This window comes from Paraburkholderia sp. DHOC27 (assembly GCF_003429005.1).
Lineage (GTDB): Bacteria > Pseudomonadota > Gammaproteobacteria > Burkholderiales > Burkholderiaceae > Paraburkholderia.
The window spans coordinates 133890-159512 of record NZ_QVQV01000006.1 but is presented as its reverse complement, the minus strand read 5'-3'; the positions used below and the strand labels follow the sequence as shown (position 1 = coordinate 159512).

The following is a 25623-nucleotide window of genomic DNA, read 5'->3' as shown; positions in this document are numbered from 1 at the left end:
TCGAACTGGGCACCCCAACCTTCTTGCAAGGGAGAGAGTCATGTCATCACCCGCTTCCCATATCGTTTCGTGGTTCGAAATTCCGTCCGTCGACTTCGAACGTGCGGTCCGCTTCTACGAGACCGCGCTCGGCACCACGCTGCGGCGTGAAGACTTCGGCGGCCAGCCGATGGGCATCTTCCCGTACGCCGAACCGGCCACGGGCGGCTGCATCGTTGCGAAAACGAAGGCCAGCCCGTCTACGGATGGCGTGCTGATCTACCTGAACGCGCAACCGAGCGTAGACGCCGTGCTGGCACGCGTCGAAAAGGCCGGCGGCAAGGTGGATGGCCCTGTCGTCGAACTGCCCCAGGGGATCGGCTTTATCGGTTTCATCATCGACACCGAAGGCAATCGCGTCGGCCTGCATTCGCCCACCAACGGCTGACGGTCGCGTACGTTGGTGATCGCTCAACCCGATCGAATCACCTGACTAGCCGGACGACCACGCGCGTGGCCGTCCGGATGGACCATGCCGCACCCCGTCAGACCACGCATCACGCGGCGCAATCATGCAGCGCTATCATCGCGGGAGTCTCCCCGCCCCTCTCTACCGAACGCCCACAATGACGCGCCGCGCCGACCGCCTGTTCCAGATCGCCGAACTGCTCCGCGGGCGGCGTCTGACCACCGCGCAACAACTCGCCGACTGGCTGCATATCTCGCTACGCACCGTCTACCGGGATGTGCGCGACCTGCAGCTATCCGGCGTGCCGATCGAAGGCGAAGCCGGCATTGGCTACCGGCTGAGCCGCTCGGCGAGCCTGCCGCCGCTCACCTTCACGGTAGACGAACTCGCCGCGCTTGCCGCCGGCGCGCGCATGCTCGAAACCTGGGGCGGCGCGAGTTTCGCCAAGGGCGCGCGCGGCGCGCTGGCGAAGATCGCGTCCGCAATGGCCGCCGACAAGCGCGCCACACTGGAACGCCTGCCGATCTTCGCGCCGTCGTTTCACATCAAGGAAGATTTCTCGGAGAAGGTGGATGCCATGCATCTGGCGATCAACGACAAGCGCGTGGTGCGCTTTGCCTACCGCGATCGCATCGGCGCGCAAACGGAGCGCCGCGTGTGGCCACTGGGCCTGGTGTATTGGGGCGCGCGCTGGACCATCGGCGCCTGGTGTGAATTGCGCGGAGACTTCCGCAATTTCGATGTCGAGCAGATTCGCGAACTACAGGTGCTGGAACCGTTTCCTGACACGGAAGGCAAACGGCTCGCGGACTATCTTCGGCACGTGGAAGTGAAGCAGCGCTGAGTCGGTTCGCACGGCGGCTGTGGAAGCCGCCGCGCCAGCACAGGAAGAATGCAACGCCCGCATGCAGCCCCAAAACAAAATCACCCCCGGGCCACATACGTTCAGACAATCGGCCTGTCACTCCACCGACTTCACCATATCCTCAATGACCTTCTTGGCATCGCCGAACACCATCATGGTCTTGTCCATGTAGAACAGGTCGTTGTCGAGCCCGGCGTAACCGGCCGCCATCGAACGCTTGTTGACGATCACCGTGCGTGCCTTGTATGCCTCGATGATCGGCATGCCTGCAATCGGCGACTTCGGATCGTTCTTCGCTGCCGGATTCACCACGTCGTTCGCGCCGAGCACCAGCACCACGTCCACCTGGCCGAACTCGCTGTTGATGTCCTCCATCTCGTAGACCATGTCGTAGGACACCTCGGCCTCGGCCAGCAGCACGTTCATGTGCCCCGGCATACGCCCCGCCACCGGATGAATCGCGTAGCGCACGTCGATGCCGCGCTCGGTCAGCTTGTCCGTCAGTTCCTTGAGCGCGTGCTGGGCGCGCGCCACGGCCAGCCCATAACCCGGCACGATCACCACGGTTTCGGCGTTGCCCAGCATGAACGACGCATCTTCCGCCGAGCCGGACTTGACCGGACGCTGCTCCTGCGCACCGCCTGCCGCGCCCGCGCCGGCTTCCGCGCCGAAGCCGCCCAGCAGCACATTGAAGAACGAGCGGTTCATGGCGTGACACATGATGTACGACAGGATCGCGCCCGACGAACCCACCAGCGACCCCGCGATGATCAGCATCGGATTGTTCAGAGAGAAGCCGATGCCCGCCGCCGCCCAGCCCGAATACGAGTTGAGCATCGACACGACCACCGGCATGTCCGCGCCGCCAATCGGAATGATGATCAGCACGCCGAGCGCAAAGGCGATCAGCGTCATGATGATGAACGGCAGCCACGCCTGCGTGATGAAGAAGATCACGCCGAAGCCGACCATGGCGATCGCCAGCATCAGGTTGATCAGATGCTGCCCCGGATACACGACCGGCGCGCCCTGAAAGAGCCGGAACTTGTATTTGCCTGAGAGCTTGCCGAAGGCGATCACCGAACCAGAGAACGTGATCGCCCCGACGAAGGTGCCGATGAACAGTTCAATGCGGTTGCCGTACGGCAGGAAGCCGACAATCGGGTTGTCGACGTCCACGAGGCCGAAGGCCGCCGGCTCCGACACCACCGCGTAGGCAATGCAGACGGCCGCGAGACCGATCAGCGAGTGCATGGCCGCGACCAGCTCGGGCATCTTGGTCATCTCGACGCGCGCCGCGACGAATGCGCCGATCGCGCCGCCCACCACCAGCGCCGCGAACAGCAGACCGAGCCCCAAGCCGAGATTCGAGCCCAGACCCGCCGCCTGTTTGGCGATCAGCGCAATCGTGGTGAGAATGGCAATGGCCATCCCGGCCATGCCGAACGTGTTGCCGATGCGCGCCGTCTTCGGATTGGACAGTCCCTTGAGCGCCTGGATGAAGCACACCGAGGCGAGCAGATAAAGCAGCGTAACGACGTTCAGACTCATTGCGCGCCCCCTTCCTTGTTGGCCGCCAGCTTCTTCGGCTCTTTCTTCTTGAACATCTCCAGCATTCGCCGCGTGACGAGGAAGCCGCCGAACACGTTGACCGCCGCCAGCGCCACGGCCAGCGTGCCGAAGAACTTGCCCGCGCCGCCAATGGTGAGGCCGGCGGCCAGCATCGCGCCCACGATGACGATGGCCGAAATGGCATTGGTGACCGCCATCAGCGGCGTGTGCAGCGCCGGCGTGACGTTCCAGACCACGTGGTAGCCCACGTAGATTGCCAGGATAAAAATGATCAGATTGATGACGGTGTGGTTGATGACTTCCATCGCCGTTCTCCCAGGTAGTGGTTCGCTTGGTTTTGTCGAAACGCCTACGCCTTGCGCGTGACTTCGCCGTCACGGGCGAGCAGGGTGGCCGCCACGATATCGTCTGCAAGATCGATGTTCAGCGTGCCTTCCTTGCTGACGATGAGCTTCAGGAAGTCGAGCAGATTGCGCGCGTAGAGCGAGGACGCGTCAGCCGCCACCATCGACGCCAGATTCGTGTAGCCCACGATCTGCACGCCGTTTCTCGTGACGATCTTGTCGGCCTCGGTGAGCGGGCAATTGCCGCCGCGCCGGCCCTCGTACTCGGGGCCACGGCCGGCCGCCAAGTCCACGAGCACCGAACCCGGCTTCATGGCCTGCACGGTTTCCACGGAGATCAAGGTCGGCGCGGGGCGGCCGGGAATCAGCGCGGTCGAGATGACCACGTCGGCCTGACGGGCGCGCTCGTGCACTAGCGCGGACTGGCGCATCAGCCACGACGGCGGCATGGGGCGCGCGTAGCCGCCCACGCCCTGCGCTGCTTCGCGTTCCTCATCGGTTTCGTAGGGGACGTCGAGAAATTTGGCGCCCAGCGATTCGATCTGCTCTTTCACGGCGGGGCGCACGTCCGAGGCCTCGATCACGGCGCCGAGGCGCTTGGCCGTCGCGATGGCCTGCAGACCGGCCACGCCCGCGCCGAGGATCAGCACGCGCGCTGCCTTGACGGTGCCGGCTGCGGTCATCAGCATGGGCATGAAGCGGGGATAGAGGTCCGCGGCCAGCAGCACGGCCTTGTAGCCGGCAATATTGGCCTGCGACGACAGCACGTCGAGGCTCTGGGCGCGCGTGGTACGCGGCGCGGCTTCGAGTGCGAAGGCGGTCACGCCCGCGGCGGCGAGTTTCGCGGCGTTGTCGGCATTGAACGGATCGAGCATGCCGACCAGCACTGCGCCGCGTTTGAGCAGCGGGAGTTCGGCTTCTGTGGGGGATTGGACCTTGAGCACGAGGTCAGCGCCAAAGGCCGCGCCCGCCTCGACAATCTCGGCGCCGGCCGCGCTGAAAGCTTCGTCAGGAAAGCTGGCGCCCGTGCCGGCACCGCTCTGGATCGTGACCCGATGGCCCTGCGAGACATATTTCTTGACCGTCTCGGGCGTGGCGGCGACGCGTGTTTCGTGTGCTCGCGTCTCGGCTGGCACTCCAATGTGCATCGTTGACTCCTCCTCGACTTCCTGTTGTGACCACAGATCTGCCGACGAGGCACGCCGGCCTGCTCATGCAACGATTACGCTGCCACTTTAACCGAAACATGGGGCCGCATCGGAATCTATGTCAAGCGGCGGAGGAAATGGCTTCTGTACCGCTGCCGGGCAGCCTGGCGGCATACCCGGTAAAATGCTGCCCCATGAATCCGGAAACCTGGGCTGCACACGTTACGGTGGCCGCCATCATCGAGCGTGACGGACGCTTCCTGCTCGTCGAGGAACACACGGACGACGGGCTGCGTCTCAATCAGCCCGCCGGCCATCTGGAAGCGGGCGAAACGCTCGTGGAAGCGGCGGCGCGTGAAACGCTCGAAGAGAGCGCGCACCGCTTCACGCCCGAGGCGCTGGTTGGCGTCTATATGGCGCATTTCGCGCGCGCTGAAAGCGCAAGCGGCGCCACCTACCTGCGCTTCACCTTTTGCGGCAGCAGCGGCGAGCCCGAGGCGGGCCGCGCGCTGGATCCCGATATCGTCCGCACGCTGTGGATGAGCGCCGAGGAATTGCGCGCGTGCCCCGAGCGGCATCGCACGCCGCTCGTCATGCGCTGTATCGACGATTACCTCGCAGGCCGGCGTTTCCCGCTCGACTTCGTGCATACGCATTCGGTCGGGCCCACCCGATCAAGCAAGTCAGGCACACAATGAGCAAGCAGAAAGTCGTAGTAGGCATGTCGGGCGGCGTCGATTCGTCGGTGACCGCATGGCTGCTCAAGGAACAGGGTTACGACGTGGTCGGCCTGTTCATGAAGAACTGGGAAGACGATGACGACGGCGAGTACTGCTCGACACGGCAGGACTGGATCGACGTCGTCTCCGTGGCGGATCTGATCGGCATCGACGTCGAAGCCGTCAATTTTGCCGCCGAATACAAAGACCGCGTCTTCGCCGAATTCCTGCGCGAATACTCGGCCGGCCGCACGCCGAATCCGGACGTGCTGTGCAACGCGGAAATCAAGTTCAAGGCCTTCCTCGATCACGCCATGTCGCTCGGCGCGGAAACCATCGCCACGGGTCACTATGCGCGCGTGCGTGAAGTGGACGGCCGCTTCGAACTCCTGAAGGCGTTCGATCATACGAAGGATCAGTCGTACTTCCTGCATCGCCTGAATCAGGCGCAGTTGTCGAAGACGATGTTTCCGCTCGGCGAGATTCCAAAGACCAAAGTGCGCGAGATCGCCGAACAGATCGGCCTGCCGAACGCGAAGAAAAAAGACTCCACCGGCATCTGTTTCATAGGCGAGCGGCCGTTCCGCGATTTTCTGAACCGCTATCTGCCCACCAAGCCGGGTCCGATGAAAACGCCGGACGGCACCGTGGTCGGCGAACATATCGGCCTCGCGTTCTATACCTTCGGCCAGCGCAAAGGCATTGGCCTCGGCGGCAGCAAGGAAGGCAGCGGCGAGCCGTGGTTCGTCGCGGGCAAGGACATTCCGTCGAATACGCTCTACGTCGCGCAAGGTCACGATCACCCCTGGCTGCTGAGCCATACGCTGAGCGCCGGCAATACGAGCTGGGTGGCGGGTTCCGCGCCGGCTGAGGGCTTTGCCTGCGGCGCGAAAACGCGCTACCGGCAAGCCGATGCGGCCTGCACCTTCGGCACGGCCGGGGAAGCCGGCGGCCATTTCGCGTTGACCTTCGACGACGCGCAGTGGGCTGTCACACCGGGGCAATCAGCCGTGCTCTACGATGGCGAAATTTGCCTCGGCGGCGGCATCATCGAAAGCGCGGTTACTGCACAACCGGCCACGCGGCAGCCGCAAACCGCCGCGCTGCTGACCACGCGCTAGTCTTTCGGCCAACGGATATTGAACGGACGCTGTCGTGAACTTCACCACTCCGTCCGTTCCTGCTTTAGACTTGCCGCGGCGCGACGACCACGCGTCAGTGCAGTACGTTTCATCTTCACCCTATAGCAGTCGCCCATAAGACCTCGCAGCGGACTCCGCCTGCGCCAGAAGCTGGCGATCCCACTGCGAGAAAACCAGAAAACTCAGCGCCCAGACGCATTCTGCAACGGAGTCCCCCATGTTTTCTCGACGCTATCTGGCCATGTGGTGTGCGGTGGTGCTGCTCGTCGTGTGTGCGGCGCTGGCCGCGACGAGTCACCTGTCGTGGTTCTGGATCATCATCCCCGTTTTGCTGGTGGCGCTGGGTGCGTTCGATCTGACCCAGGAGCGTCACGCGATCCTGCGCAACTACCCGATCTGGGGACACGCGCGCTTCATGTTCGAGTTCATCCGGCCGGAGATCCGCCAGTATTTCGTCGAGGACGACACGGAAGAAAAGCCGTTCTCGCGCGCCCAGCGCAGCATCGTCTATCAGCGTGCGAAGAACGACGTGGATAGCCGCCCATACGGCACCGAACTCGACGTGAAAGCGGTCGCGCACGAATGGATCAGCCACTCGCTCGCGCCGACCAAACTGGACAGCCACGACTTCCGCCTCGTAGTCGGCCCGGATCGCGCGCAGCCCTACTGCATGTCGATCTTCAACGTGTCGGCCATGAGCTTCGGCTCGCTCTCGGCGAACGCCATCATGGCGCTCAACCTCGGCGCCAAGAAGGGCAACTTCGCGCACGACACCGGTGAAGGCTCGATGTCGAAATATCACCGTGAGCATGGCGGCGACATCATCTGGGAAATCGCCTCGGGATACTTTGGCTGCCGCAACGACGACGGCTCGTTCAACGCCGACAAGTTCGCCAAGCAGGCGCAAGAACCGCAGGTGAAGATGATCGAGGTGAAGCTCTCGCAAGGCGCCAAGCCCGGTCACGGCGGCGTATTGCCCGCCGCGAAGATCACGCCGGAAATCGCCGAGACGCGCGGCGTGCCGATGGGCCGCGACTGCATTTCACCTGCCACGCATTCGGAGTTTTCGACGCCGCGCGGCTTGCTGGAATTCGTCGAACGCCTGCGTAATCTGTCAGGCGGCAAGCCGACTGGCTTCAAGCTGTGTATCGGCCATCCGTGGGAATTCTTCGGCATCGCCAAAGCCATGCTCGAAACCGGCATCCTGCCCGACTTCATCGTCGTGGACGGCGCCGAGGGCGGCACCGGCGCGGCGCCGCTGGAGTTCACCGATCACGTGGGCGTGCCGTTGCAGGAAGGGCTGCTGCTGGTGCACAACACACTGGTGGGCATCGGTCTGCGGCAACGGATTCGCATTGGCGCGAGCGGCAAGATGATCACCGCTTTCGACATCACCAAGACGCTGGCCATTGGCGCCGACTGGGTCAATGCGGCGCGCGGCTTCATGTTCGCGGTGGGCTGCATCCAGGCGCAGACCTGCCACACCGGCCGCTGTCCGACGGGCGTCGCCACCCAGGACCCGGTGCGTCAACGTGCGCTGGTGGTGCCGGACAAGTCGGACCGCGTGTTCAATTTCCATCACAACACGCTGCACGCGCTGAAGGAAATCATTCAGGCGGCCGGCCTCAAGCATCCGGCGGAATTGCGCGCGCATCACATCGTGCGGCGCGTGTCGTCGCATGAGGTGAGCCTGATGTCGGATCTGCTGAAGTATCTGGAGCCGAACGATCTCTTGAACGGCAACTACCGTTACTCGCTGTTCGAGAAGTGGTGGCCCATTGCGAGCAGCGAGACGTTTGCGCCGAAGGTGGAACTGGCGGCAACGTGAAACTCACGGCGTCGCTTCGTGTTGTTCGGTCTTATGTTTTGGTGTTTTTCTCACCAAAACATAAGACTCCATAAGAATTCGTCTCATATACAACGAACACGCCGGGTCGTACATTTAGGGGTTGTTTCTCTTCGACTCGAGATATGGCCACCACGCCCGCCGCTCCGCTTTCCCCTCTTCCACCTCTCCTCCCGCTCTCTGCTCACGCGCAACTGGTCCAGAGCCGCCACGGCTGGATGATGGCCAATCCGAACGACTTCTATCTGGGCCGCGCGCTGATCGAATACGGCGAGTGCTGTGAACTGGAGTCGGCGGTGCTACGGCAGTTGCTGGTGCGACCGGGTGTCATCGTGGAGGTCGGTGCCAACATCGGCGTGCATACCATCGCGCTCGCACGGCAGGCGCTTCAGCAGCGCCAGGTGCTGGTGGCCTTCGAACCGCAGCCGGTGATTTTCCAGAACCTGTGCGCGAACCTCGCCGCCAACGGCATCACCAACGTGCTCGCGTGGCCCTATGCGTGCGGCAACGACATCGGCACGCTCTACTTCGAACAGCCGGACTACGAAGCGCCGGGCAATTTCGGGGCCGTCGCCATGCGCGCCGAGCCAGGCGCCGGCACGTTGCCGGTGCCCTGCGTGCGGCTCGACGACGCGTTGCGCAATCACACCGTGAGTCTCATCAAGGTAGACGTGGAGGGGTTCGAGCTGGCCGCATTGCAAGGCGCCGAACAGACGCTTGCCCGCTGCCGTCCTACGCTCTATGTCGAGAACGACCGGCTCGACCAGTCACAGGCGCTGATCGAATGGTTGTGGTCGAAGGACTATCGCTTGTGGTGGCATTTGCCGCCGCTCTTCAACCCCGCCAATTTTTTCGGCCGCGACGAGAATATCTACGGGCAGCTTCTGTCCTGCAACATGCTGGCGTTGCCGCGCGAACTCGATCTGAACATCAGCGGCTTCACCGAAGTCACCGATTCCGCCACCCACGCATTGATGGATCTGATCAGCTAGTCGCGTACGTGCCGCGCACTCAGTCCGACGGCAGCGTGTCGATGAACGACTGCCGCTGCGAGAGCTTCTGGAAGTGCTTGTCCAGGTTGGGATGCGACTCGCGCCAGTTCAGCTCGGGGGTGCGGAAATCGAGGTAGCCCAGTGCACAGCCCACGGCGATATCTGCCAGCGAATAGCGGTTGCCCGCGCACCACGGTTTGTTGCCAAGCCCTTGCGACATGGCAACGAGCCCATCGTGAACCTTGTGTTGCTGGCGTGCGATCCACGCTTCGGAGCGATGTTCGGGCTCCCGCTGGGTGCCTTCGAGACGAATGAGCACGGCCGCGTCCAGCATGCCGTCAGCGAGTGCTTCCCAGCATCGCACTTCCACACGCTCGCGTCCCGACGCGGGAATCAGTTTGCCGACCGGCGACAGCGTATCCACGTACTCGCAGATCACGCGCGAATCGAACACCGCCTCGCCGTCGTCCATCACCAGGCACGGCACCTTGCCGATCGGATTGAACGTGTGGATGGCCGTATCCGGCGCCCAGACGTTCTCCAGCACCAGGTTGTAGTCGATCTTTTTTTCGGCGAAGACGATGCGCGCCTTGCGGACAAACGGGCTGGCGTACGAACCGATGAGTTTCATCATCACAGTGGCCTTTTTTGAAATTGGGCGGAAGTATACGTGGGTTGGCGGCGATTCATACAGGCTCCCCTATCTTCCGGAACGGCACCCAGCGCGGCTGTGGGCGGATAGCAACATTGCCGCTTTACGCGCGCGCCGTCCAGCCCGCCGAATGGCCAGCGGCCATGACATCCGGCTCCCCCCGCTCGCTGGCCGCGCGGAAAAAATAAAGCATTGGGCGCTACAATCGCACGATGAACCAGCCGAACGAACCCACCCTCGCCATCGACGTCTACCGCAAGCGCCGCGAGCGCGTGCTCGCCGCGCTCCGCGCGGCAGGTGGAGGCGTCGCCATCGTGCCCACGGCGCCCGAAGTGCTGCGCAACCGGGACGCCGATTATCCGTATCGGCACGACAGCTATTTTTACTACCTGACCGGCTTCACGGAGCCCGAGGCGCTGCTCGTACTCGACGCCAGCGCGGCGTCCGGCGAACCGGCCTCGATCCTGTTCTGCCGCGCCAAAAATGTCGAGCGCGAGACGTGGGAAGGCTTCCGCTTCGGCCCCGAGGGCGCGCGCGAGGCGTTCGGGCTGGACGCCGCCTTCCCGGTGGACGAAATCGACAGCCAGATGCCGCTGATCCTCGCGGACAAGCCCTCGCTACATTACGCACTCGGCACCTCGGCGGCACTCGACCGGCAGGTGCGCGGCTGGCTGGACGGCGTGCGCGCGCGAGCCCGCAGCGGCGTGGCGGCGCCGCAGGCCGCCATCGACCTGTTGCCCTTGCTCGACGAGATGCGCCTCATCAAGGACGCGCACGAACTCGCGATCATGCGCCGGGCCGGCGAGATTTCCGCGCTGGCGCACCGGCGCGCGATGGCCGCGTGCCACCCCGGCATCCGCGAGTACGAACTCGAAGCCGAACTGCTGTACACGTTCCGCAAATACGGCGCGCAGGGTCCGGCGTATGGTTCGATCGTCGCGGCGGGCGCCAATGCCTGCGTGCTGCATTATCCGGCCGGCAACGCCATCGCCAGGGACGGTGACCTGATCCTGATCGACGCCGCCTGCGAGCTGGACGGCTACGCCTCCGACATCACGCGCACCTTCCCGGCCAGCGGCCGCTTCACGCCGGCACAGCGCGAGCTGTACGACATCGTGCTGGCCGCGCAACAGGCGGCGATCGACGCCACGCGGGCAGGCGCCACCTTCGACGATCCGCACAACGCAGCGGTGCGGGTGCTCTCGCAAGGCTTGCTGGACACGGGCATCGTGGACCGCGCGGTGTATGCGTCCGTGGACGACGTGATTGCCGAGCGCGCCTATGCGCCGTTCTATATGCACCGCACCGGCCACTGGATCGGCATGGACGTGCACGACTGCGGCGACTACCGCGAACGCGGCGCGCCGCGCGACGCCCAGGGCGCCTTGCCGGCGCGCACGCTGCAGCCGTCGATGGTGCTGACCGTCGAACCCGGTCTGTACATTCGCCCGTCCGAGAACGTGCCGGAACGCTACTGGAACATCGGCATCCGGATCGAGGACGACGCCGTCGTCACTGAAGACGGCTGCGAACTGCTCACGCGCGGCGTGCCGGTCAAGGCGGACGAAATCGAGGCGCTGATGCAGGAGGCCCAGGCGGCCGCCGGCAAGACGCGCGACGCGTAACGGCACGGACCCGCTCGCTCCCATGAACGATGATGTTTCTCGCCCAGCCGGCGCGGTGCAGTCTGGCGCAGCGGCTGAGGTCAATGCACCCGCTGCGGCCACTTCACGTGACGGCGCGTTCGATTTCGACGTCACCATTGTCGGCGCCGGTCCGGTCGGGCTCGCGCTCGCTGGCTGGCTGGCGCGCCGCAGTGCTACGCGCGCGCTGTCGATCGCGCTGATCGACGCCCGCGAACCCGACGACGCCCGCCACGATCCACGCGCCATTGCGGTATCGCAGGGTAGCCGGATGATCCTCGAGCCGCTGCGCTGGCCCACCGACGCCACCGCCATTCAACGCATCCACGTCTCGCAGCGCGGCCATTTTGGCCGCACGCTGATCGACCATGCCGAACACGGCTTGCCCGCTCTGGGCTACGTGCTGAAGTACGGGTCGATCGTGCATGCGCTCGCCGAGGCGGTGCAGTCCACGGCCGTGCACTGGTTCCGCTCGGCTACGGCGCAAACGCCCGTGCAAGAGAACGACGGGGTCACGTTGCAGGTCCAGACCGCGCATCTCACCCGCACGTTGCGCACGCGCATTCTGGTGAACGCAGAAGGCGGCCTCTTCCACGAGCAGCGGAAAGGCGGTGACGACGGCAAGCGCGGCGACAGCCGCGATTACGGTCAGACCGCGCTGGTCGGCACAGTGAGCGTGTCGGCGCCGCAACCGCACGTGGCCTGGGAGCGCTTCACGCCGCAAGGGCCGATTGCGCTGTTGCCGGTGGGGGGCGCGCGTGGCGCGGACTACGCGCTCGTCTGGTGCTGCGCGCCGGAAGAAGCGGCGCGCCGTGCACGCTTGCCGGACGAGGCGTTTTTGTGTGAACTCGGCGTGGCGTTCGGCGACCGCATGGGACGCTTCACGCGTATTAGCGGACGCGCGGCCTTCCCGCTCGGTCTGAACGCGCTCGATACGCTCGTCAAGGGCCGCATTGCGGCGATCGGCAACGCGGCGCAGACGCTTCATCCGGTGGCGGGGCAAGGGCTCAACCTCGGACTGCGCGACGCCCATGCGCTCGCTGACGCGCTCTCGCAACTCGGGCCGACACCGCTGGCGCTGGCTTCGTTTGCACAGCGTCGCGCGCTCGACCGGCGCATGACAATCGGCGCAACCGACACACTGGCGCGTCTGTTCACCGTCGACTTTCCGCCGCTCGCCACCCTGCGCGGCCTGGCACTCACGGCGCTCGAATTCGTGCCGCCGGTGAAGACCGCTCTCGCGCGGCAGATGATGTTCGGGCAGCGCCGCTGAATATTGGCTTAGACGCGGCTCGCTGTGACCGGCGGCGTATGTGCGGTTCACCACCGTCTTCGCCGCCATCATCACCTTGGGCACCGCCAGTGCCGCCGCAATCCGCGAAGCGACTCTGCGGGTTCTATGACTCGACCCACTTTCATAGAAGATTTAATGGGTTACGTCTAAGTCAGGGCAGGTGCAGCTACCCCGTTAACGCTAAAATAGCAGTTTTCCCTCGTATTTAGCGGCTGCCCGGCTTGCCTCTTCACTAGCCCGCCGGCCGCTGCATTTCCTCATGCCCACTCTCGGCTCCCACAATTTGCGCAACAACCTGTTCGTCGCGCCTATGGCGGGCGTGACTGATCGCCCGTTCCGCCAGCTTTGCAAGCGGCTCGGCGCGGGTTATGCCGTGTCGGAAATGGTCGCCTCGAACGCGCAGTTGTGGAAAAGCGAGAAGACCATGCGCCGCGCCAATCACACGGGCGAAGTGGAACCCATCGCCGTGCAGATCGCCGGCGCCGATCCGGCCATGATGGCCGAGGCGGCCCGCTACAACGTGGCCAACGGCGCGCAGATCATCGACATCAACATGGGCTGCCCCGCCAAGAAGGTGTGCAATGTAGCAGCCGGTTCCGCGCTGCTGCAGAACGAGCCGCTGGTGCAGCGCATCGTCGAGGCCGTGGTGGCCGCGGTGGGTGTCGGGCCGGACGCCGTGCCCGTCACGCTGAAAATCCGCACGGGCTGGAACCGTGAGAACAAGAACGCCCTGAACGTGGCGCGCCTTGCCGAAAGCGCCGGCATTTCCATGCTGACCGTGCACGGCCGCACGCGCGCCGACCTGTATCACGGCGACGCCGAGTACGAGACCATCGCCGCGGTGAAGGCCGCGGTGCGCATCCCGGTGGTCGCCAACGGTGACATCACTTCGCCGAAGAAGGCGCGCGAGGTTCTCGCCGCCACCGGCGCGGACGCCATCATGATTGGCCGCGCGGCGCAGGGGCGCCCGTGGCTCTTTCGTGAGATCGAGCATTTCCTGCAAACGGGCGAGTTGCTGCCGCCGCCGCGCATCGACGAGATCCAGCAGGTCATGAACGAGCATCTGGAAGATCACTACGCGTTCTACGGCGAATTTACGGGCGTGCGGACTGCGCGCAAGCACATCGGCTGGTACACTCGCGGCCTTTCCGGTGCCAACGTGTTTCGTCACCGCATGAATACGCTCGATACGACGCGCGAGCAGCTTCTCGCCGTCAACGAGTTCTTCGACGCCCAAAAGGCGCTCTCCGACCGCCTCGTCTACGTGGAAGAGGATGTCAACCCGAACGGCGAGCCGGACCATACCGACCGACTAGCAGCATGAGCAAGAACAATATCGAACAATCAGTCCGCGACAGCCTGGGCATGTACTTCCAGGACCTCGACGGCTCCAATCCGCACGACGTTTACGACATGGTGATTTCCTGTGTCGAAAAACCGTTGCTCGAGGTGGTGCTCGAGCAGGCGGGCGGCAATCAGTCGCTCGCCGCCGAGTATCTCGGCATCAACCGCAATACGCTGCGCAAGAAGCTGCAACAACACGGTTTGCTGTAGCCCTTCATCGTTTTCTTGCGCCCCGCCACGTCCCCAACGGCTTCTCATTCTTCATCATGATCAAGCAAGCGCTCATCTCCGTTTCCGACAAGTCCGGCATTGTCGATTTCGCCAAATCGCTGTCGGACCTCGGCGTCAAGATCCTGTCCACCGGCGGTACCGCCAAGCTGCTGGCGGAGGCAGGCTTGCCTGTCACCGAGGTGGCTGACTACACGGGCTTTCCGGAAATGCTCGACGGGCGCGTGAAAACGCTGCATCCGAAGGTGCACGGCGGCATTCTCGCCCGCCGCGATTTGCCGGAACACATGGCGGCGCTTGAAAAGCACGACATTCCGACTATCGACCTGCTGGTGGTGAATCTGTATCCGTTCGTGCAGACCGTGTCGAAGGAAGAGTGCTCGCTGGAAGATGCGATCGAGAACATCGACATTGGCGGCCCGACCATGCTGCGTTCGGCCGCGAAGAATCACCGCGACGTGACGGTGGTGGTCGACCCGGCGGACTACGCAGGCGTGCTCGAAGAAATGCGCGGCAACGGCAACACCGTGTCGTACAAGACGAACTTCCGTCTCGCCACCAAGGTGTTCGCGCACACCGCGCAGTACGACGGCGCGATCACGAACTACCTGACGAGCCTGCCCGAAGAACTCCAGCATTCGTCGCGCAACACGTTCCCGGCCACCTTCAATCTGGCTTTCGACAAGGTGCAGGATCTGCGTTACGGCGAAAACCCGCATCAGAGCGCCGCGTTCTATCGCGACCTCACGGTGCCGGCCGGTGCTCTCGCCAACTACGAGCAGTTGCAGGGTAAGGAACTGTCGTATAACAACATCGCCGATTCCGACGCGGCGTGGGAATGCGTCAAGACTTTCGACGTGCCGGCCTGCGTGATCGTCAAGCATGCGAATCCTTGCGGCGTCGCGATTGGCGCGGACGCGCACGACGCCTATTCGAAGGCGTTCCAGACCGACCCGACTTCGGCATTTGGCGGCATCATCGCCTTCAATCGTGAAGTGGACGAAAACGCCGCTCAAGCCGTGGCCAAGCAGTTCGTCGAAGTGCTGATCGCGCCGTCGTTCAGCGCAGCCGCGCGCCAGGTGTTCGCGGCGAAGCAAAACGTACGGTTGCTGGAAATTGCCTTGGGCGACGGCCATAACGCGTTCGATCTGAAGCGTGTGGGCGGTGGCCTGCTGGTGCAATCGCTCGACTCGCACAACGTGCAGCCGCATGAATTGCGCGTGGTGACGAAGCGTCATCCGACGCCGAAGGAAATGGACGATCTGCTGTTTGCGTGGCGCGTCGCGAAGTTCGTGAAGTCGAATGCGATCGTGTTCTGCGCCAACGGCATGACGCTTGGCGTGGGCGCGGGCCAGATGAGCCGCGTGGACTCGGCACGCATTGCAGGCATCAAGGCGCAGAACGCAGGCTTGACGCTGGCGGGCTCCGCCGTGGCGTCGGACGCGTTCTTCCCGTTCCGCGACGGCCTCGACGTGGTGGTGACAGCAGGCGCAACCTGCGTGATCCAGCCGGGTGGTTCGATGCGCGACGACGAAGTGATCGCGGCAGCCGACGAGCACAACATCGCGATGGTGCTGACGGGCGTGCGGCACTTCCGACACTAAGCACAGTTAAGCTCATTTCATTGGGTAAGCGAGGGCGCTAGTCGCAGCGTCTTTGCTAAACGGGCCGGGCAGATTTTTCTGCCGGGCCCGTTTCTTTTTGGTCGGCGGACCTTGGTACACGGTCAAAGTCACTCGTCGGATTCCTTCCTCGCGTAACCCGCGCTTACCTCCGGATACGTGCTGATGTACGTGCTCAGCCCCTGTCCTCGCAGGGCCAACTGCTTCATGGCAGCGAGGTGCTTTGGTCCGACGCTGGCCGCGGTGTACCAGTACGTCACGCCATGTCTGAACCGGACCTGGATGAAATCGTCGCCGGTTTCGTAGGCCACCACGCCAGAGTTGCCGCTCAGGTTTCGATAGCGTTTCACCATGCGCATGCCTCTCAAGATCACCGAAGCCCCGCCGTGGGCGTCCGGGCTGTTGCATTTATTGCGTCCGCGCCGCCGCACAGGGTTCGCCGTGTGAGCGGTTCGTTGTAGTATCGCAGGCACTTAGTCTGCGACGCACTACATGAGAATCCTCGGCATCGACCCCGGCTTGCGTGTCACCGGTTTTGGCGTGATCGACCAGAACGGGCACCAGTTGACCTACGTGGCAAGCGGCGTCATCAAGACCGCCGATGCCGATCTGCCATCGCGCCTGGGCACGATCTACGAAGGCATCTCGACGCTGATCCGCCAGCACGCGCCGGATCAGTCGGCGATCGAAAAGGTCTTCGTCAACGTCAATCCGCAATCCACGCTCCTGCTCGGCCAGGCACGCGGCGCCGCGATCTGCGGGCTGGTGGCGGGCGGCGTGCCGGTGGCCGAGTACACCGCGCTGCAACTGAAGCAGGCCGTGGTGGGGTACGGACGCGCCACCAAGGAGCAGATGCAGCAGATGGTGGTGCGCCTGCTGAGCCTCTCCGGCGTACCCAGCACCGACGCCGCCGACGCGCTCGGCATGGCCATCTGTCACGCGCACGGCGGCAGCACGCTCAGCACGCTGGGCGGCATTGCACCTGCGCTGGCGAAAAAGGGCCTGCGGGTACGGCGCGGACGGCTAGTCGGTTAACGCCTCGCGCCCATGACTCACGTGCCGCGCGCTGCGCTACACTCGCCCTTTCTGTCATCACTGAACCTGTCATGATCGGTCGCATTGCCGGCGTACTGCTGGAAAAAAACCCGCCGCATCTGCTCGTGGACTGCAACGGCGTCGGCTACGAAGTCGACGTGCCGATGAGCACGTTCTACAACCTGCCCGCGACCGGCGAGCGCATCGTGCTGCTCACCCAGATGATCGTGCGTGAAGACGCGCATCTTCTGTTCGGTTTCGGCACCGCCGAGGAGCGTTCCACCTTCCGCGAGCTGCTGAAGATTTCGGGCATCGGCGCGCGCATGGCGCTCGGCGTACTCTCGGGCATGAGCGTGGGCGAACTGGCGCAGACCGTCACGATGCAGGACGCCGCGCGCCTCACCCGGGTGCCGGGCATTGGCAAGAAAACGGCCGAGCGCCTGCTGCTCGAACTGAAGGGCAAACTCGGCGCCGATCTGGGCGCGATGGCGAGCGCGGCGTCGGCCTCCGACCACGCCTCCGATATCCTGAATGCGTTGCTGGCATTGGGTTACTCCGAAAAAGAAGCCTTGGCCGCCGTCAAGAACGTGCCGGCCGGCACCGGCGTTTCCGAGGGCATCAAGCTCGCGCTGAAGGCGCTTTCCAAGGCGTAGCGGTGCGCCCACGCTTGATGCTGAGTGCCGTGCTTCGCCTGCGTCAAAGCACGCGCGGCCATGCGTTGAAGTGAAGCTTCCCACATCGCGCCGCGTCGCGCACCCTGGCCATTCGGCCAGCTTCAGTTGCGGGCGCTGCGCGGTACAATGTCCGCATGATCGAAACCGACAAACTCGCCGCTGAGCGCATCATCGCGGCCACGCCCGTCTCGCCGAACGAAGAAGCGTTCGAGCGCGCGTTGCGCCCGCGTCAGCTCGACGAGTATGTCGGGCAGGAGAAGGTGCGTGGCCAGCTCGAAATCTTCATCGAGGCCGCGCGGCGCCGTTCGGAGTCGCTCGATCACGTGCTGCTGTTCGGGCCGCCGGGTTTGGGCAAGACCACGCTGGCGCACATCATCGCGCGCGAAATGGGCGTCAATCTGCGGCAAACGTCCGGGCCCGTGCTCGAACGCGCCGGCGACCTCGCCGCGCTGCTGACCAACCTCGAAAAGAACGACGTGCTGTTCATCGACGAAATCCACCGGCTCTCGCCGGTTGTCGAAGAAATTTTGTACCCCGCGCTCGAGGATTATCAGATCGACATCATGATCGGCGAAGGGCCGGCGGCACGCAGCGTCAAACTCGACCTGCAGCCGTTCACGCTGGTCGGCGCCACCACTCGCGCCGGCATGCTGACCAATCCGCTGCGCGACCGTTTCGGCATCGTCGCGCGGCTCGAGTTCTACAACGCCGAGGAACTGGCGCGCATCGTCACGCGGTCGGCGGCGCTGCTCAATGCGCAAATCCATCCGGATGGCGCGTTTGAGATTGCGCGGCGTGCACGCGGTACGCCACGTATCGCCAACCGGCTGCTGCGGCGCGTGCGTGACTACGCCGAGGTGAAGGCGGACGGCAATATCACCGCGCAGGTGGCCGACGCCGCGCTCAAGATGCTCGACGTCGACCCGGTCGGCTTTGATCTGATGGACCGCAAGCTGCTCGAGGCCATCCTGCACAAGTTCGACGGCGGCCCGGTCGGCGTGGACAACCTTGCGGCGGCCATCGGCGAAGAGCGCGACACCATCGAAGATGTGCTGGAGCCGTATCTGATCCAGCAAGGCTTCCTGCAACGCACACCGCGCGGCCGCGTCGCCACCCTGCTCACCTATCGCCACTTCGGCCTCGCCGCGCCGGATTCGTCGAATCCCGTGCGCAATCTGTGGGACTCGGAAGCACAGTGAGCCGATCGAACGTCGCCTGAGGAACGCATCTGCGATGTCCGATCAAACCAGTCAGCACAATCAGCACGCCAGGCCAGAAGGTCTTGCGCAACGGCTGATTAACCGCGTCCGTTCGAAGCTGGCAAACGGTGTCACGCATCTGACCAGCGGCAGCGGGCCAATGCTCGACTACTCCTCGCCGCCCGGCGATCCTGGTCTTTTCGGCCCCGATTCGGTTTGCTGGAAAGTCCACGCTGATTTCACTTCCATGATGGCGGGCGGCATCAGCGCGCTGCTGCTGCAGGCCTTGCATCCCCTCGCACTCGCGGGCGTCTGGGATCATTCGTCGTTTCGCACGGACATTCTCGGGCGGCTGCGTCGCACCGCTACTTTCATCGCGGGTACCACTTACGGCAATCGACGTGACGCGCTCGCGCTGATCGAACGCGTCAAGACAATTCACCTGGGCGTGACGGGCACCGCACCCGATGGCCGCGCGTATCGCGCAAGCGATCCTGCGTCGCTGACCTGGGTTCATGTTGCCGAAGTGTCGAGCTTCATGGCCGCGCATCTGCACTACGTCAACGCGTCGTTGCCGGTTGCCGAACAGGATAAGTACTTTGCGGAGACGGCGCGGATCGCCGAGATGCTGGGGGCGGTGGACGTCCCGCACTCGCGCGCCGAGATCGACGCCTACTTGCGGCGCATGCGTCCCGAGCTGGAAAACAGCAGCAGGACGCGGGAAGTCGTGCGGGTGCTGATGGAAGCTCAGCCGCCAAACCGGATGATGCGGCCTGCGGGGGCGTTGATGCTCAACGCGGGAATCGATCTGCTACCGCCCTGGGCGCAAGAGATGCTCGGCTTCGACACGCTTGCGAGTGTGCGCCGGGCCATCGTCGGCCCTGGCGTGAGGATGGTTGCGCCGGTGATCCGCTGGGCACTGATCAATGGCGTGTCAAAGCGGGCGCGGCGACGCGTGGCCACAGCGGCTGCGCCGGCCGGTCAGGCAAACCGCTAGCGTCCCGGTTCCGGCATGCGTCGCAGCGTGTCGTCGTCGCTAGGCGCGTCCAGGTGTGAAACGTCGGCCCACGACACCACTTTCCCCTTGCCACCCTCGAAGTCCACCACGTTGACGCTCGTGTTGAGCAGCGCGTAATCGCGCGGCACCTCCAGCGTCAGATCACGTGCAAACCGGTAGACACAGTCGAGCACGCCGCCGTGTGCCACGCACGCCACCCGCCCGCCGGGATGCGCGGCAACGATGGGCGTAATCGTGTCCATTACGCGGTGATAGAACGCCCGCATCGATTCGCCATCCGGCGGCGCGAAACCGCCGTCGCGGGTTTGCCAGTGCTCGAATTCATCCGGATAGCGTTCGGCGATCTGGTCCCGGTCATACCCTTGGAACGCGCCGTACGAGCGCTCGCGCAGACCCTCGCGCAGTTGCATCGTCAAGCCGAGTGCGCTGGCAATGGGTTGCGCGGTTTGCTGCGCGCGTTGCAGATCGCTCGAGTAGATCGCGTCGAGACGTGCGCCGCGTTTGGCTTCGTCAGCGAAACGCTGTGCCAGACGCTGCGCCTGCTCGAGGCCCGTCTTCGCAAGCGGAATGTCAATGTGACCCTGGATGCGTTTGATACGGTTCCAGTCGGTCTCGCCGTGCCGGATGAAGAGAATCTGCGTGGGCATAAGTGGTGGCGTCGCGGCCGCCTGGCGCGGCCGCTATCCTCGCAAAAGTGGTTGGGACATCACGCGTGCGTCTGAAGCCAGAACGTGACTGGCCCGTCGTTGACTAGCGAGACCTGCATATCCGCGCCGAACTCGCCGGTTTCGACAATGGGATGCTTCGCGCGCGCGGCCGCTACGAAGTAATCGAACAGCCGCTTGCCCTCGTCGGGCGGTGCGGCCGGAGTGAAGCTCGGGCGCAGGCCACTGTTGGTATCGGCGGCCAAGGTGAACTGCGAGACCAGCAGCAAACCGCCCGCGCGCCCGGCGCCGTCGAGATTTTGTACGGACAGATTCATCTTGCCGGCGGCGTCGCTGAATACGCGGTAGCCAAGCACCCTTGCGAGCAGGCGGTCGGCGGCCGCATCGGTATCGCCGCGTTCGGCGCACACCAGCGCAAGCAGGCCCGCTTCGATGGCGCCGGTGACACGCTCGCCCACCCGCGCCTCCGCGCGCCTCACGCGCTGGATCAGCGCGATCATGCGCGGCACTCCGGCTTTGCGACCCGACCCGCATGCAAGCGTGATGCAACCGCCGCCGGGTGGTCGCGCATAGTCAACGCATGACACGACTCAGCTTCATGCAGGCTACCTTCGACAACCCGCCGCGTGTACGGCGTCATCACGCCGTCAGCGTCACGCGCGCAAAACGGCGCTTGCCGACCTGCACGACATACTCGCCCGCTGCGACCTTCAGGCCCTTGTCCGACACTGTCGTGCCGTCGATTTTCACGCCACCCTGCTCGATATTGCGCAACGCCTCGCTCGTCGACGGGGCGAGGTTGGCCTGCTTGAGCAACTGGCCGATAGCGAGCGGTGCGCCCGCCAGCGAAACCGCCGGGATATCGTCAGGCACGCCGCCCTTTGCGCGATGATTGAAGTCCTCCAGCGCGCGCTCGGCGTCCGCCGGCGAATGGAAGCGCGCCACGATCTCCTGACCCAGCATCACCTTGAAATCGCGCGGATTGCGGCCGCCTTCGATTTCCTTCCTGAAGCCGGCGATTTCGTCCATCGGGCGGAACGACAGCAATTCGAAGTAACGCCACATCAGATCATCGGAAATGCTCATCAGCTTGCCGAACATATCCGTCGGCTTTTCGCTGATGCCGATGTAGTTGTTCTTCGACTTCGACATCTTTTCGACGCCGTCGAGCCCTTCGAGCAGCGGCATCGTCAAGATGCACTGCTGTTCCTGGCCGTACTGCTTCTGCAATTCGCGGCCTACCAGCAGATTGAATTTCTGGTCTGTGCCGCCGAGTTCAAGATCGGCGTTGAGCGCGACCGAGTCGTAGCCCTGCATCAGCGGGTAGAGGAACTCGTGAATCGAGATCGGCAAGCCGCCCTGATACCGCTTGGTGAAATCTTCGCGTTCGAGAATGCGGGCCACGGTGTAGCGCGACGCGAGCTTGATCATGCCGTCGGCGCCGAGCGGCATCGACCATTCGCTGTTGTAGCGAATTTCGGTCTTCTCGCGATCCAGCACCAGCGCGGCCTGATCGAAATAGGTCTTGGCGTTCGATTCGATCTGCTCGCGCGTCAAGGGCGGTCGCGTGGCGTTGCGACCGGAGGGGTCGCCGATCAGCGAGGTGAAATCGCCAATCAGGAAAATCACCGTGTGGCCGAGGTCCTGCAACTGACGCATCTTGTTCAGCACCACGGTGTGGCCGATGTGGATATCAGGCGCAGTCGGATCGAGACCGAGCTTGATGCGCAGCGGCGTGCCGGTGGCCGCGCTCTTCGCGAGTTTCTGTGCGAATTCTTCCTCGATCAGCAGTTCGTCGACACCGCGTTTGGTAACGGCGAGCGCGTGACGGACTTCGTCGGTGATCGGGAAGGCGGGAGTGGGCTTGGAGGTGGACTCGGTGCTCATGCTGGAACGTGATGTCGCGAAAAGGGAGATTGTCCCATAGATGGGCGTTGGCGCGTCCGTTTGACGTGGCGGCGGCGTGGCCGTTTTACGTGCGGGTAGTACGGCCGTGCGGCGCGTGGCGGTTGTGCCGGGGCGCGCGCCTTGTGCATTGCCACGTGCGGGCACTATCTGCCCGGCGCCAGCGCTGCTAATCTGCTAACACGCTTCACCACCAACGATTCACAGGAGCAGCAACGTGGCGCAACAAACCACTGCGGACGGCATCTACTTCGGTTTGATGTCGGGTACCAGCATGGATGGCGTGGACGGCGTGGCCGTCCAGTTCGCCAAAGGCAAGCCCCCGGTCGTGCTGGCCGAGGCGTTTGTCGGCTTCGCGGAGGGGCTGCGGGACGCCCTCTTCAGTCTGCAACAGCCCGGCGACAACGAAATCGAACGCGAGGCGCTGGCCGCCAATGCGCTCGCCACCCGCTATACCGTGTGCTGTCACGAGCTGCTGCGGGCCGGCAATCTGTCGGCGGCGGACGTGCGCGCGGTTGGCGTCCACGGGCAGACGGTGCGGCATCGTCCCGAGAAGGGCTATACGCGCCAGATCAACAATCCCGCGCTGCTGGCGGAGATGACGCACATGGACGTGATCGCGGATTTTCGTAGCCGCGACGTAGCAGCCGGTGGCCAGGGCGCGCCGCTCGTGCCCGCTTTCCATGCGACCGTGTTTGGCGCCAAGGGTGAGACGCGCGTGGTCTGCAATTTGGGCGGCATCAGCAACATCACTATTCTCAATGCGGCGGGCAGTGTGCGCGGTTTCGACTGCGGTCCTGCCAATGCATTGCTCGACGAATGGGCCCAACGCCATTTGGGCAAGCCGTTCGACGAAAACGGCAATTTTGCGGCGAGCGGCCAGGTGAACCGGCCGTTGCTGCATGCGTTGCTCGATGAGCCGTTCTTCTCGCAGCAGCCGCCCAAGAGCACGGGCCGCGATCTGTTCAATCCCGCGTGGCTCGACGCCAAACTACAGCCGTATGCCGCCGTGGCGCCGGAAGACGTCCAGGCCACGCTCGTGGCGCTTACGGCAATTACGGTCGCGCGTGAGATCGAGCGTCACGCTTCGGACGCCCGGGCGGTCTATGTGTGCGGCGGCGGGGCGCGCAATCCCGAGCTGATGAAGGCCATTCAGACGGCACTGGAAGATACCGGCGTCAACGGTGTGCCCGTCCTGACCACCGACGCGCTCGGCGTGCCGCCCAACCAGGTCGAGCCGCTGGCTTTCGCGTGGCTTGCGATGCGCTGTGTGGCGCGGGAGCCCGGCAATCTGGCCTCGGTGACCGGGGCGGCAGGGGAACGGGTGCTGGGGGCGATTTATCCGCGGTGAGTGCCCGTGCAGACCGCGAGCGGTGGCGATTCGATTTATGCTGCTGTTCGCGAGCCGCCACTTGAGACCAGCAAACCTCACAGCCAATAAAAAACGGGGCCGAAGCCCCGTTTTTTATGCAATACGCAATGCTCAGTCGATCAAACCGAGAACGACGAGCCGCAACCACAGGTGGTCGTGGCGTTCGGATTCTTGATCACGAACTGGGCACCGTTGATGTCGTCCTTGTAGTCGATCTCAGCGCCGACCAGGTACTGGTAGCTCATCGAATCGATCAGCAACTGCACGCCGCTCTTGTTCATCACGGTGTCGTCTTCGTTGATCGCTTCGTCGAAGGTAAAACCATACTGAAAGCCCGAGCAGCCGCCACCCTGCACGAATACGCGCAGTTTCAGCTCCGGGTTGCCTTCTTCGTCGATCAGCTGCTTGACCTTGTCAGCCGCTGCGTCGGTGAAAACGAAGGGGCTAGGCATCTCGGTCACAGGGGTATCGGTGACTGCGTTCATTCGAACTCTCCAAAAAAGCTTCTAACCGCTATTGTAGGGCTGATCTCAATATCGTGCCGAAGCCCACAAAATCAATGGGTTCTCTTCGGTCCATCTGGCGGCCGGACTTGGCGCACTGTGAACCTTCGAGCGTTCGAACACCATGACCCACCACTGGTTCCCGAATGTCGGGTTCCAATAGCAAGCCCCAATACGAAAAAAGCCGCCAACGCACGCGTTGGCGGCTTTTGCAGTGAACCAGCCCGAAGGCCGGCGCACCGAAGCGATTAACGCTTCGAGAATTGCTTCCTGCGACGTGCCTTGTGGAAACCGACCTTCTTACGTTCCACTTCACGTGCATCACGCGTAACGAAGCCAGCCTTCGACAGTTCCGGCTTCAGCGTTGCGTCGTAGTCCATCAGCGCGCGGGTGATGCCGTGGCGAACCGCACCGGCTTGACCCGTTTCACCGCCACCCGACACGTTGACCTTGATGTCGAACGTGACGCCGTGGTTCGTGAGTTCCAGCGGCTGACGCACGATCATCAGCGACGTTTCGCGCGAGAAGTAATCGGCGATGGGCTTGCCGTTCACAACGATATCGCCCTTGCCTGCCTTGATGAACACACGTGCAACGGCGCTCTTGCGGCGGCCCGTGCCGTAATTCCAGTTACCGATCATGTGGGCTCCCCTTAGATCTCGAGCGCTTTCGGCTGTTGTGCCGAATGCGGATGCGTTGCTTCAGCGTAGACCTTCAGCTTCTTGATCATCGCGTAGCCGAGCGGGCCCTTCGGCAGCATGCCCTTGACCGCTTTCTCGAGCGCACGGCCCGGGAAGCGTTCCTGCATCTTGCCGAACGTCGTTTCATAAATACCGCCCGGGTAACCCGAGTGACGGTAGTACTTCTTGTCTGTGGTCTTGTTGCCCGTGACCTTCAGCTTGCCAGCGTTGATAACGATGATGAAATCACCGGTGTCGACGTGCGGAGTGAATTCAGGCTTGTGCTTGCCGCGAAGACGGTGTGCCACTTCGCTGGCGACACGCCCGAGAACCTTATCCGTCGCGTCAATCACGTACCATTCACGCGTAACCTCATGGGCTTTTGCGGAAAACGTCTTCATGATCGATCCAAAAATAATTGCTGCGCCCTATGTTTTTTTCCTGCTTGTAGTGTGCGCATCGAGGCGCGTGCAGGCTCTCCCTGTTCTTCTTCCGCGGGCACGAATGCGGAAAAGCTCTGAATTATAAAGGAAATTCCACGACCGCGTCAAAACTTGCGGGGATTGACCATGGCAGCGCGCGGCAAGGCAGGAAAAGCCGGGCACGCGGACAGCATACGTTGGACGAAAAAAAGCCCGAACGAGCGGTTCGGGCTTAATCCACCAAAGGAGGAGGGTGGAGGAGACATGCGGAGGTTGCCGAACTGCGACAAC

The 25623-nt window shown here is 63.7% G+C and carries 27 protein-coding genes; 16 read left to right on the top strand and 11 right to left on the bottom strand.

The window, feature by feature from the left end; all coding sequences use genetic code 11:
* Positions 1-40 precede the first annotated feature (40 nt).
* Together D0B32_RS19430 and D0B32_RS19425 are read left to right on the top strand one after the other, a co-directional pair.
* A complete protein-coding gene (locus D0B32_RS19430; protein WP_117335921.1) occupies positions 41-427 on the top strand; it encodes a VOC family protein in 387 nt (128 codons plus the stop codon).
* A gap of 124 nt (positions 428-551) precedes the next feature.
* Positions 552-1292 (top strand): YafY family protein, encoded by a 741-nt coding sequence (locus D0B32_RS19425; protein WP_117335920.1) that lies wholly within the window; start codon positions 552-554, stop codon positions 1290-1292.
* Positions 1293-1409: 117 nt separating this feature from the next.
* Here the strand turns inward: D0B32_RS19425 and D0B32_RS19420 are convergent, their stop codons facing one another.
* From D0B32_RS19420 to D0B32_RS19410, 3 genes are read right to left on the bottom strand one after another with little or no spacing between them, the layout of a single operon-like run.
* On the bottom strand, positions 1410-2864 hold the full coding sequence (locus D0B32_RS19420) for an NAD(P)(+) transhydrogenase (Re/Si-specific) subunit beta (RefSeq protein WP_117335919.1): 1455 nt from the start codon (positions 2862-2864) through the stop codon (positions 1410-1412).
* Positions 2861-3190 carry an NAD(P) transhydrogenase subunit alpha gene (locus D0B32_RS19415; protein WP_117335918.1) on the bottom strand — a complete coding sequence of 110 codons (330 nt, stop codon included), beginning with the start codon at positions 3188-3190 and terminating at the stop codon, positions 2861-2863. Before D0B32_RS19415 ends, D0B32_RS19420 begins: the two co-directional genes overlap by 4 nt.
* A 44-nt stretch (positions 3191-3234) precedes the next feature.
* Complete coding sequence (locus D0B32_RS19410; protein WP_117335917.1) at positions 3235-4377, bottom strand: Re/Si-specific NAD(P)(+) transhydrogenase subunit alpha; 1143 nt, start codon at positions 4375-4377, stop codon at positions 3235-3237.
* A 194-nt stretch (positions 4378-4571) separates the two neighbouring features.
* Between D0B32_RS19410 and D0B32_RS32970 the strand changes: the two genes are divergently transcribed.
* The 4 genes from D0B32_RS32970 (at position 4572) to D0B32_RS19390 (ending at position 9076) form a co-directional block, all read left to right on the top strand.
* A complete protein-coding gene (locus tag D0B32_RS32970; protein WP_259295053.1) occupies positions 4572-5075 on the top strand; it encodes an NUDIX hydrolase in 504 nt (167 codons plus the stop codon).
* A complete protein-coding gene (mnmA, locus tag D0B32_RS19400; RefSeq protein WP_259295052.1) occupies positions 5072-6217 on the top strand; it encodes a tRNA 2-thiouridine(34) synthase MnmA in 1146 nt (381 codons plus the stop codon). Before D0B32_RS32970 ends, mnmA begins: the two co-directional genes overlap by 4 nt.
* 238 nt (positions 6218-6455) lie before the next feature.
* A complete protein-coding gene (locus tag D0B32_RS19395) occupies positions 6456-8066 on the top strand; it encodes an FMN-binding glutamate synthase family protein (RefSeq protein ID WP_117335914.1) in 1611 nt (536 codons plus the stop codon).
* A gap of 143 nt (positions 8067-8209) precedes the next feature.
* Positions 8210-9076, top strand: a complete 867-nt coding sequence (locus D0B32_RS19390; protein ID WP_220444946.1) for an FkbM family methyltransferase — start codon at positions 8210-8212, stop codon at positions 9074-9076.
* 19 nt (positions 9077-9095) lie between these two features.
* Here D0B32_RS19390 and D0B32_RS19385 read toward each other — a convergent pair whose 3' ends face one another.
* Positions 9096-9710 carry a glutathione S-transferase N-terminal domain-containing protein gene (locus D0B32_RS19385; protein WP_117335912.1) on the bottom strand — a complete coding sequence of 205 codons (615 nt, stop codon included), beginning with the start codon at positions 9708-9710 and terminating at the stop codon, positions 9096-9098.
* A 230-nt stretch (positions 9711-9940) separates the two neighbouring features.
* Between D0B32_RS19385 and D0B32_RS19380 the strand changes: the two genes are divergently transcribed.
* The 5 genes from D0B32_RS19380 (at position 9941) to purH (ending at position 15841) form a co-directional block, all read left to right on the top strand.
* Complete coding sequence (locus D0B32_RS19380; RefSeq protein ID WP_117335911.1) at positions 9941-11353, top strand: aminopeptidase P N-terminal domain-containing protein; 1413 nt, start codon at positions 9941-9943, stop codon at positions 11351-11353.
* A 22-nt stretch (positions 11354-11375) separates the two neighbouring features.
* On the top strand, positions 11376-12644 hold the full coding sequence (locus D0B32_RS19375) for a UbiH/UbiF/VisC/COQ6 family ubiquinone biosynthesis hydroxylase (RefSeq protein WP_117335910.1): 1269 nt from the start codon (positions 11376-11378) through the stop codon (positions 12642-12644).
* A gap of 280 nt (positions 12645-12924) precedes the next feature.
* The gene (dusB, locus tag D0B32_RS19370; RefSeq protein WP_117335909.1) at positions 12925-13989 is read left to right on the top strand and encodes a tRNA dihydrouridine synthase DusB; all 1065 of its coding nucleotides are present in this window, start codon (positions 12925-12927) and stop codon (positions 13987-13989) included.
* Positions 13986-14219, top strand: a complete 234-nt coding sequence (locus D0B32_RS19365; protein WP_007180440.1) for a Fis family transcriptional regulator — start codon at positions 13986-13988, stop codon at positions 14217-14219. Before dusB ends, D0B32_RS19365 begins: the two co-directional genes overlap by 4 nt.
* Positions 14220-14275: 56 nt before the next feature.
* Complete coding sequence (purH, locus tag D0B32_RS19360; protein WP_117335908.1) at positions 14276-15841, top strand: bifunctional phosphoribosylaminoimidazolecarboxamide formyltransferase/IMP cyclohydrolase; 1566 nt, start codon at positions 14276-14278, stop codon at positions 15839-15841.
* Positions 15842-15969: 128 nt separating this feature from the next.
* Here purH and D0B32_RS19355 read toward each other — a convergent pair whose 3' ends face one another.
* Positions 15970-16209 (bottom strand): hypothetical protein, encoded by a 240-nt coding sequence (locus tag D0B32_RS19355; RefSeq protein ID WP_117336298.1) that lies wholly within the window; start codon positions 16207-16209, stop codon positions 15970-15972.
* 142 nt (positions 16210-16351) lie between these two features.
* Between D0B32_RS19355 and ruvC the strand changes: the two genes are divergently transcribed.
* The 4 genes from ruvC (at position 16352) to D0B32_RS19335 (ending at position 19764) form a co-directional block, all read left to right on the top strand.
* The gene (gene ruvC / locus D0B32_RS19350) at positions 16352-16894 is read left to right on the top strand and encodes a crossover junction endodeoxyribonuclease RuvC (protein ID WP_117335907.1); all 543 of its coding nucleotides are present in this window, start codon (positions 16352-16354) and stop codon (positions 16892-16894) included.
* Positions 16895-16965: 71 nt separating this feature from the next.
* A complete protein-coding gene (ruvA, locus tag D0B32_RS19345; protein ID WP_117335906.1) occupies positions 16966-17547 on the top strand; it encodes a Holliday junction branch migration protein RuvA in 582 nt (193 codons plus the stop codon).
* A 155-nt stretch (positions 17548-17702) separates the two neighbouring features.
* Positions 17703-18767 carry a Holliday junction branch migration DNA helicase RuvB gene (ruvB, locus tag D0B32_RS19340; RefSeq protein ID WP_117335905.1) on the top strand — a complete coding sequence of 355 codons (1065 nt, stop codon included), beginning with the start codon at positions 17703-17705 and terminating at the stop codon, positions 18765-18767.
* A gap of 34 nt (positions 18768-18801) precedes the next feature.
* Complete coding sequence (locus tag D0B32_RS19335) at positions 18802-19764, top strand: oxygenase MpaB family protein (RefSeq protein ID WP_117335904.1); 963 nt, start codon at positions 18802-18804, stop codon at positions 19762-19764.
* Here D0B32_RS19335 and D0B32_RS19330 read toward each other — a convergent pair.
* From D0B32_RS19330 to tyrS, 3 genes are all read right to left on the bottom strand, one after another.
* The gene (locus D0B32_RS19330; protein ID WP_117335903.1) at positions 19761-20432 is read right to left on the bottom strand and encodes a histidine phosphatase family protein; all 672 of its coding nucleotides are present in this window, start codon (positions 20430-20432) and stop codon (positions 19761-19763) included. The genes D0B32_RS19335 and D0B32_RS19330 overlap by 4 nt on opposite strands.
* A 59-nt stretch (positions 20433-20491) precedes the next feature.
* A complete protein-coding gene (dtd, locus tag D0B32_RS19325) occupies positions 20492-20950 on the bottom strand; it encodes a D-aminoacyl-tRNA deacylase (RefSeq protein ID WP_117335902.1) in 459 nt (152 codons plus the stop codon).
* 139 nt (positions 20951-21089) lie between these two features.
* On the bottom strand, positions 21090-22337 hold the full coding sequence (gene tyrS / locus D0B32_RS19320; protein WP_117335901.1) for a tyrosine--tRNA ligase: 1248 nt from the start codon (positions 22335-22337) through the stop codon (positions 21090-21092).
* A 235-nt stretch (positions 22338-22572) separates the two neighbouring features.
* Between tyrS and D0B32_RS19315 the strand changes: the two genes are divergently transcribed.
* Positions 22573-23706, top strand: coding sequence for an anhydro-N-acetylmuramic acid kinase (locus D0B32_RS19315; protein ID WP_259295051.1), 1134 nt, complete (start codon positions 22573-22575; stop codon positions 23704-23706).
* Between the two features lie 140 nt (positions 23707-23846).
* On the opposite strand, the gene erpA is transcribed toward D0B32_RS19315, so the two are convergent.
* The 3 genes from erpA to rplM form a co-directional block, all read right to left on the bottom strand.
* Positions 23847-24212, bottom strand: a complete 366-nt coding sequence (erpA, locus tag D0B32_RS19310; protein WP_117335900.1) for an iron-sulfur cluster insertion protein ErpA — start codon at positions 24210-24212, stop codon at positions 23847-23849.
* 266 nt (positions 24213-24478) lie between these two features.
* Positions 24479-24871, bottom strand: coding sequence for a 30S ribosomal protein S9 (gene rpsI, locus D0B32_RS19305; protein ID WP_117335899.1), 393 nt, complete (start codon positions 24869-24871; stop codon positions 24479-24481).
* An 11-nt stretch (positions 24872-24882) separates the two neighbouring features.
* Positions 24883-25311, bottom strand: coding sequence for a 50S ribosomal protein L13 (gene rplM / locus D0B32_RS19300; RefSeq protein WP_007587440.1), 429 nt, complete (start codon positions 25309-25311; stop codon positions 24883-24885).
* Between the last annotated feature and the right edge of the window lie 312 nt (positions 25312-25623).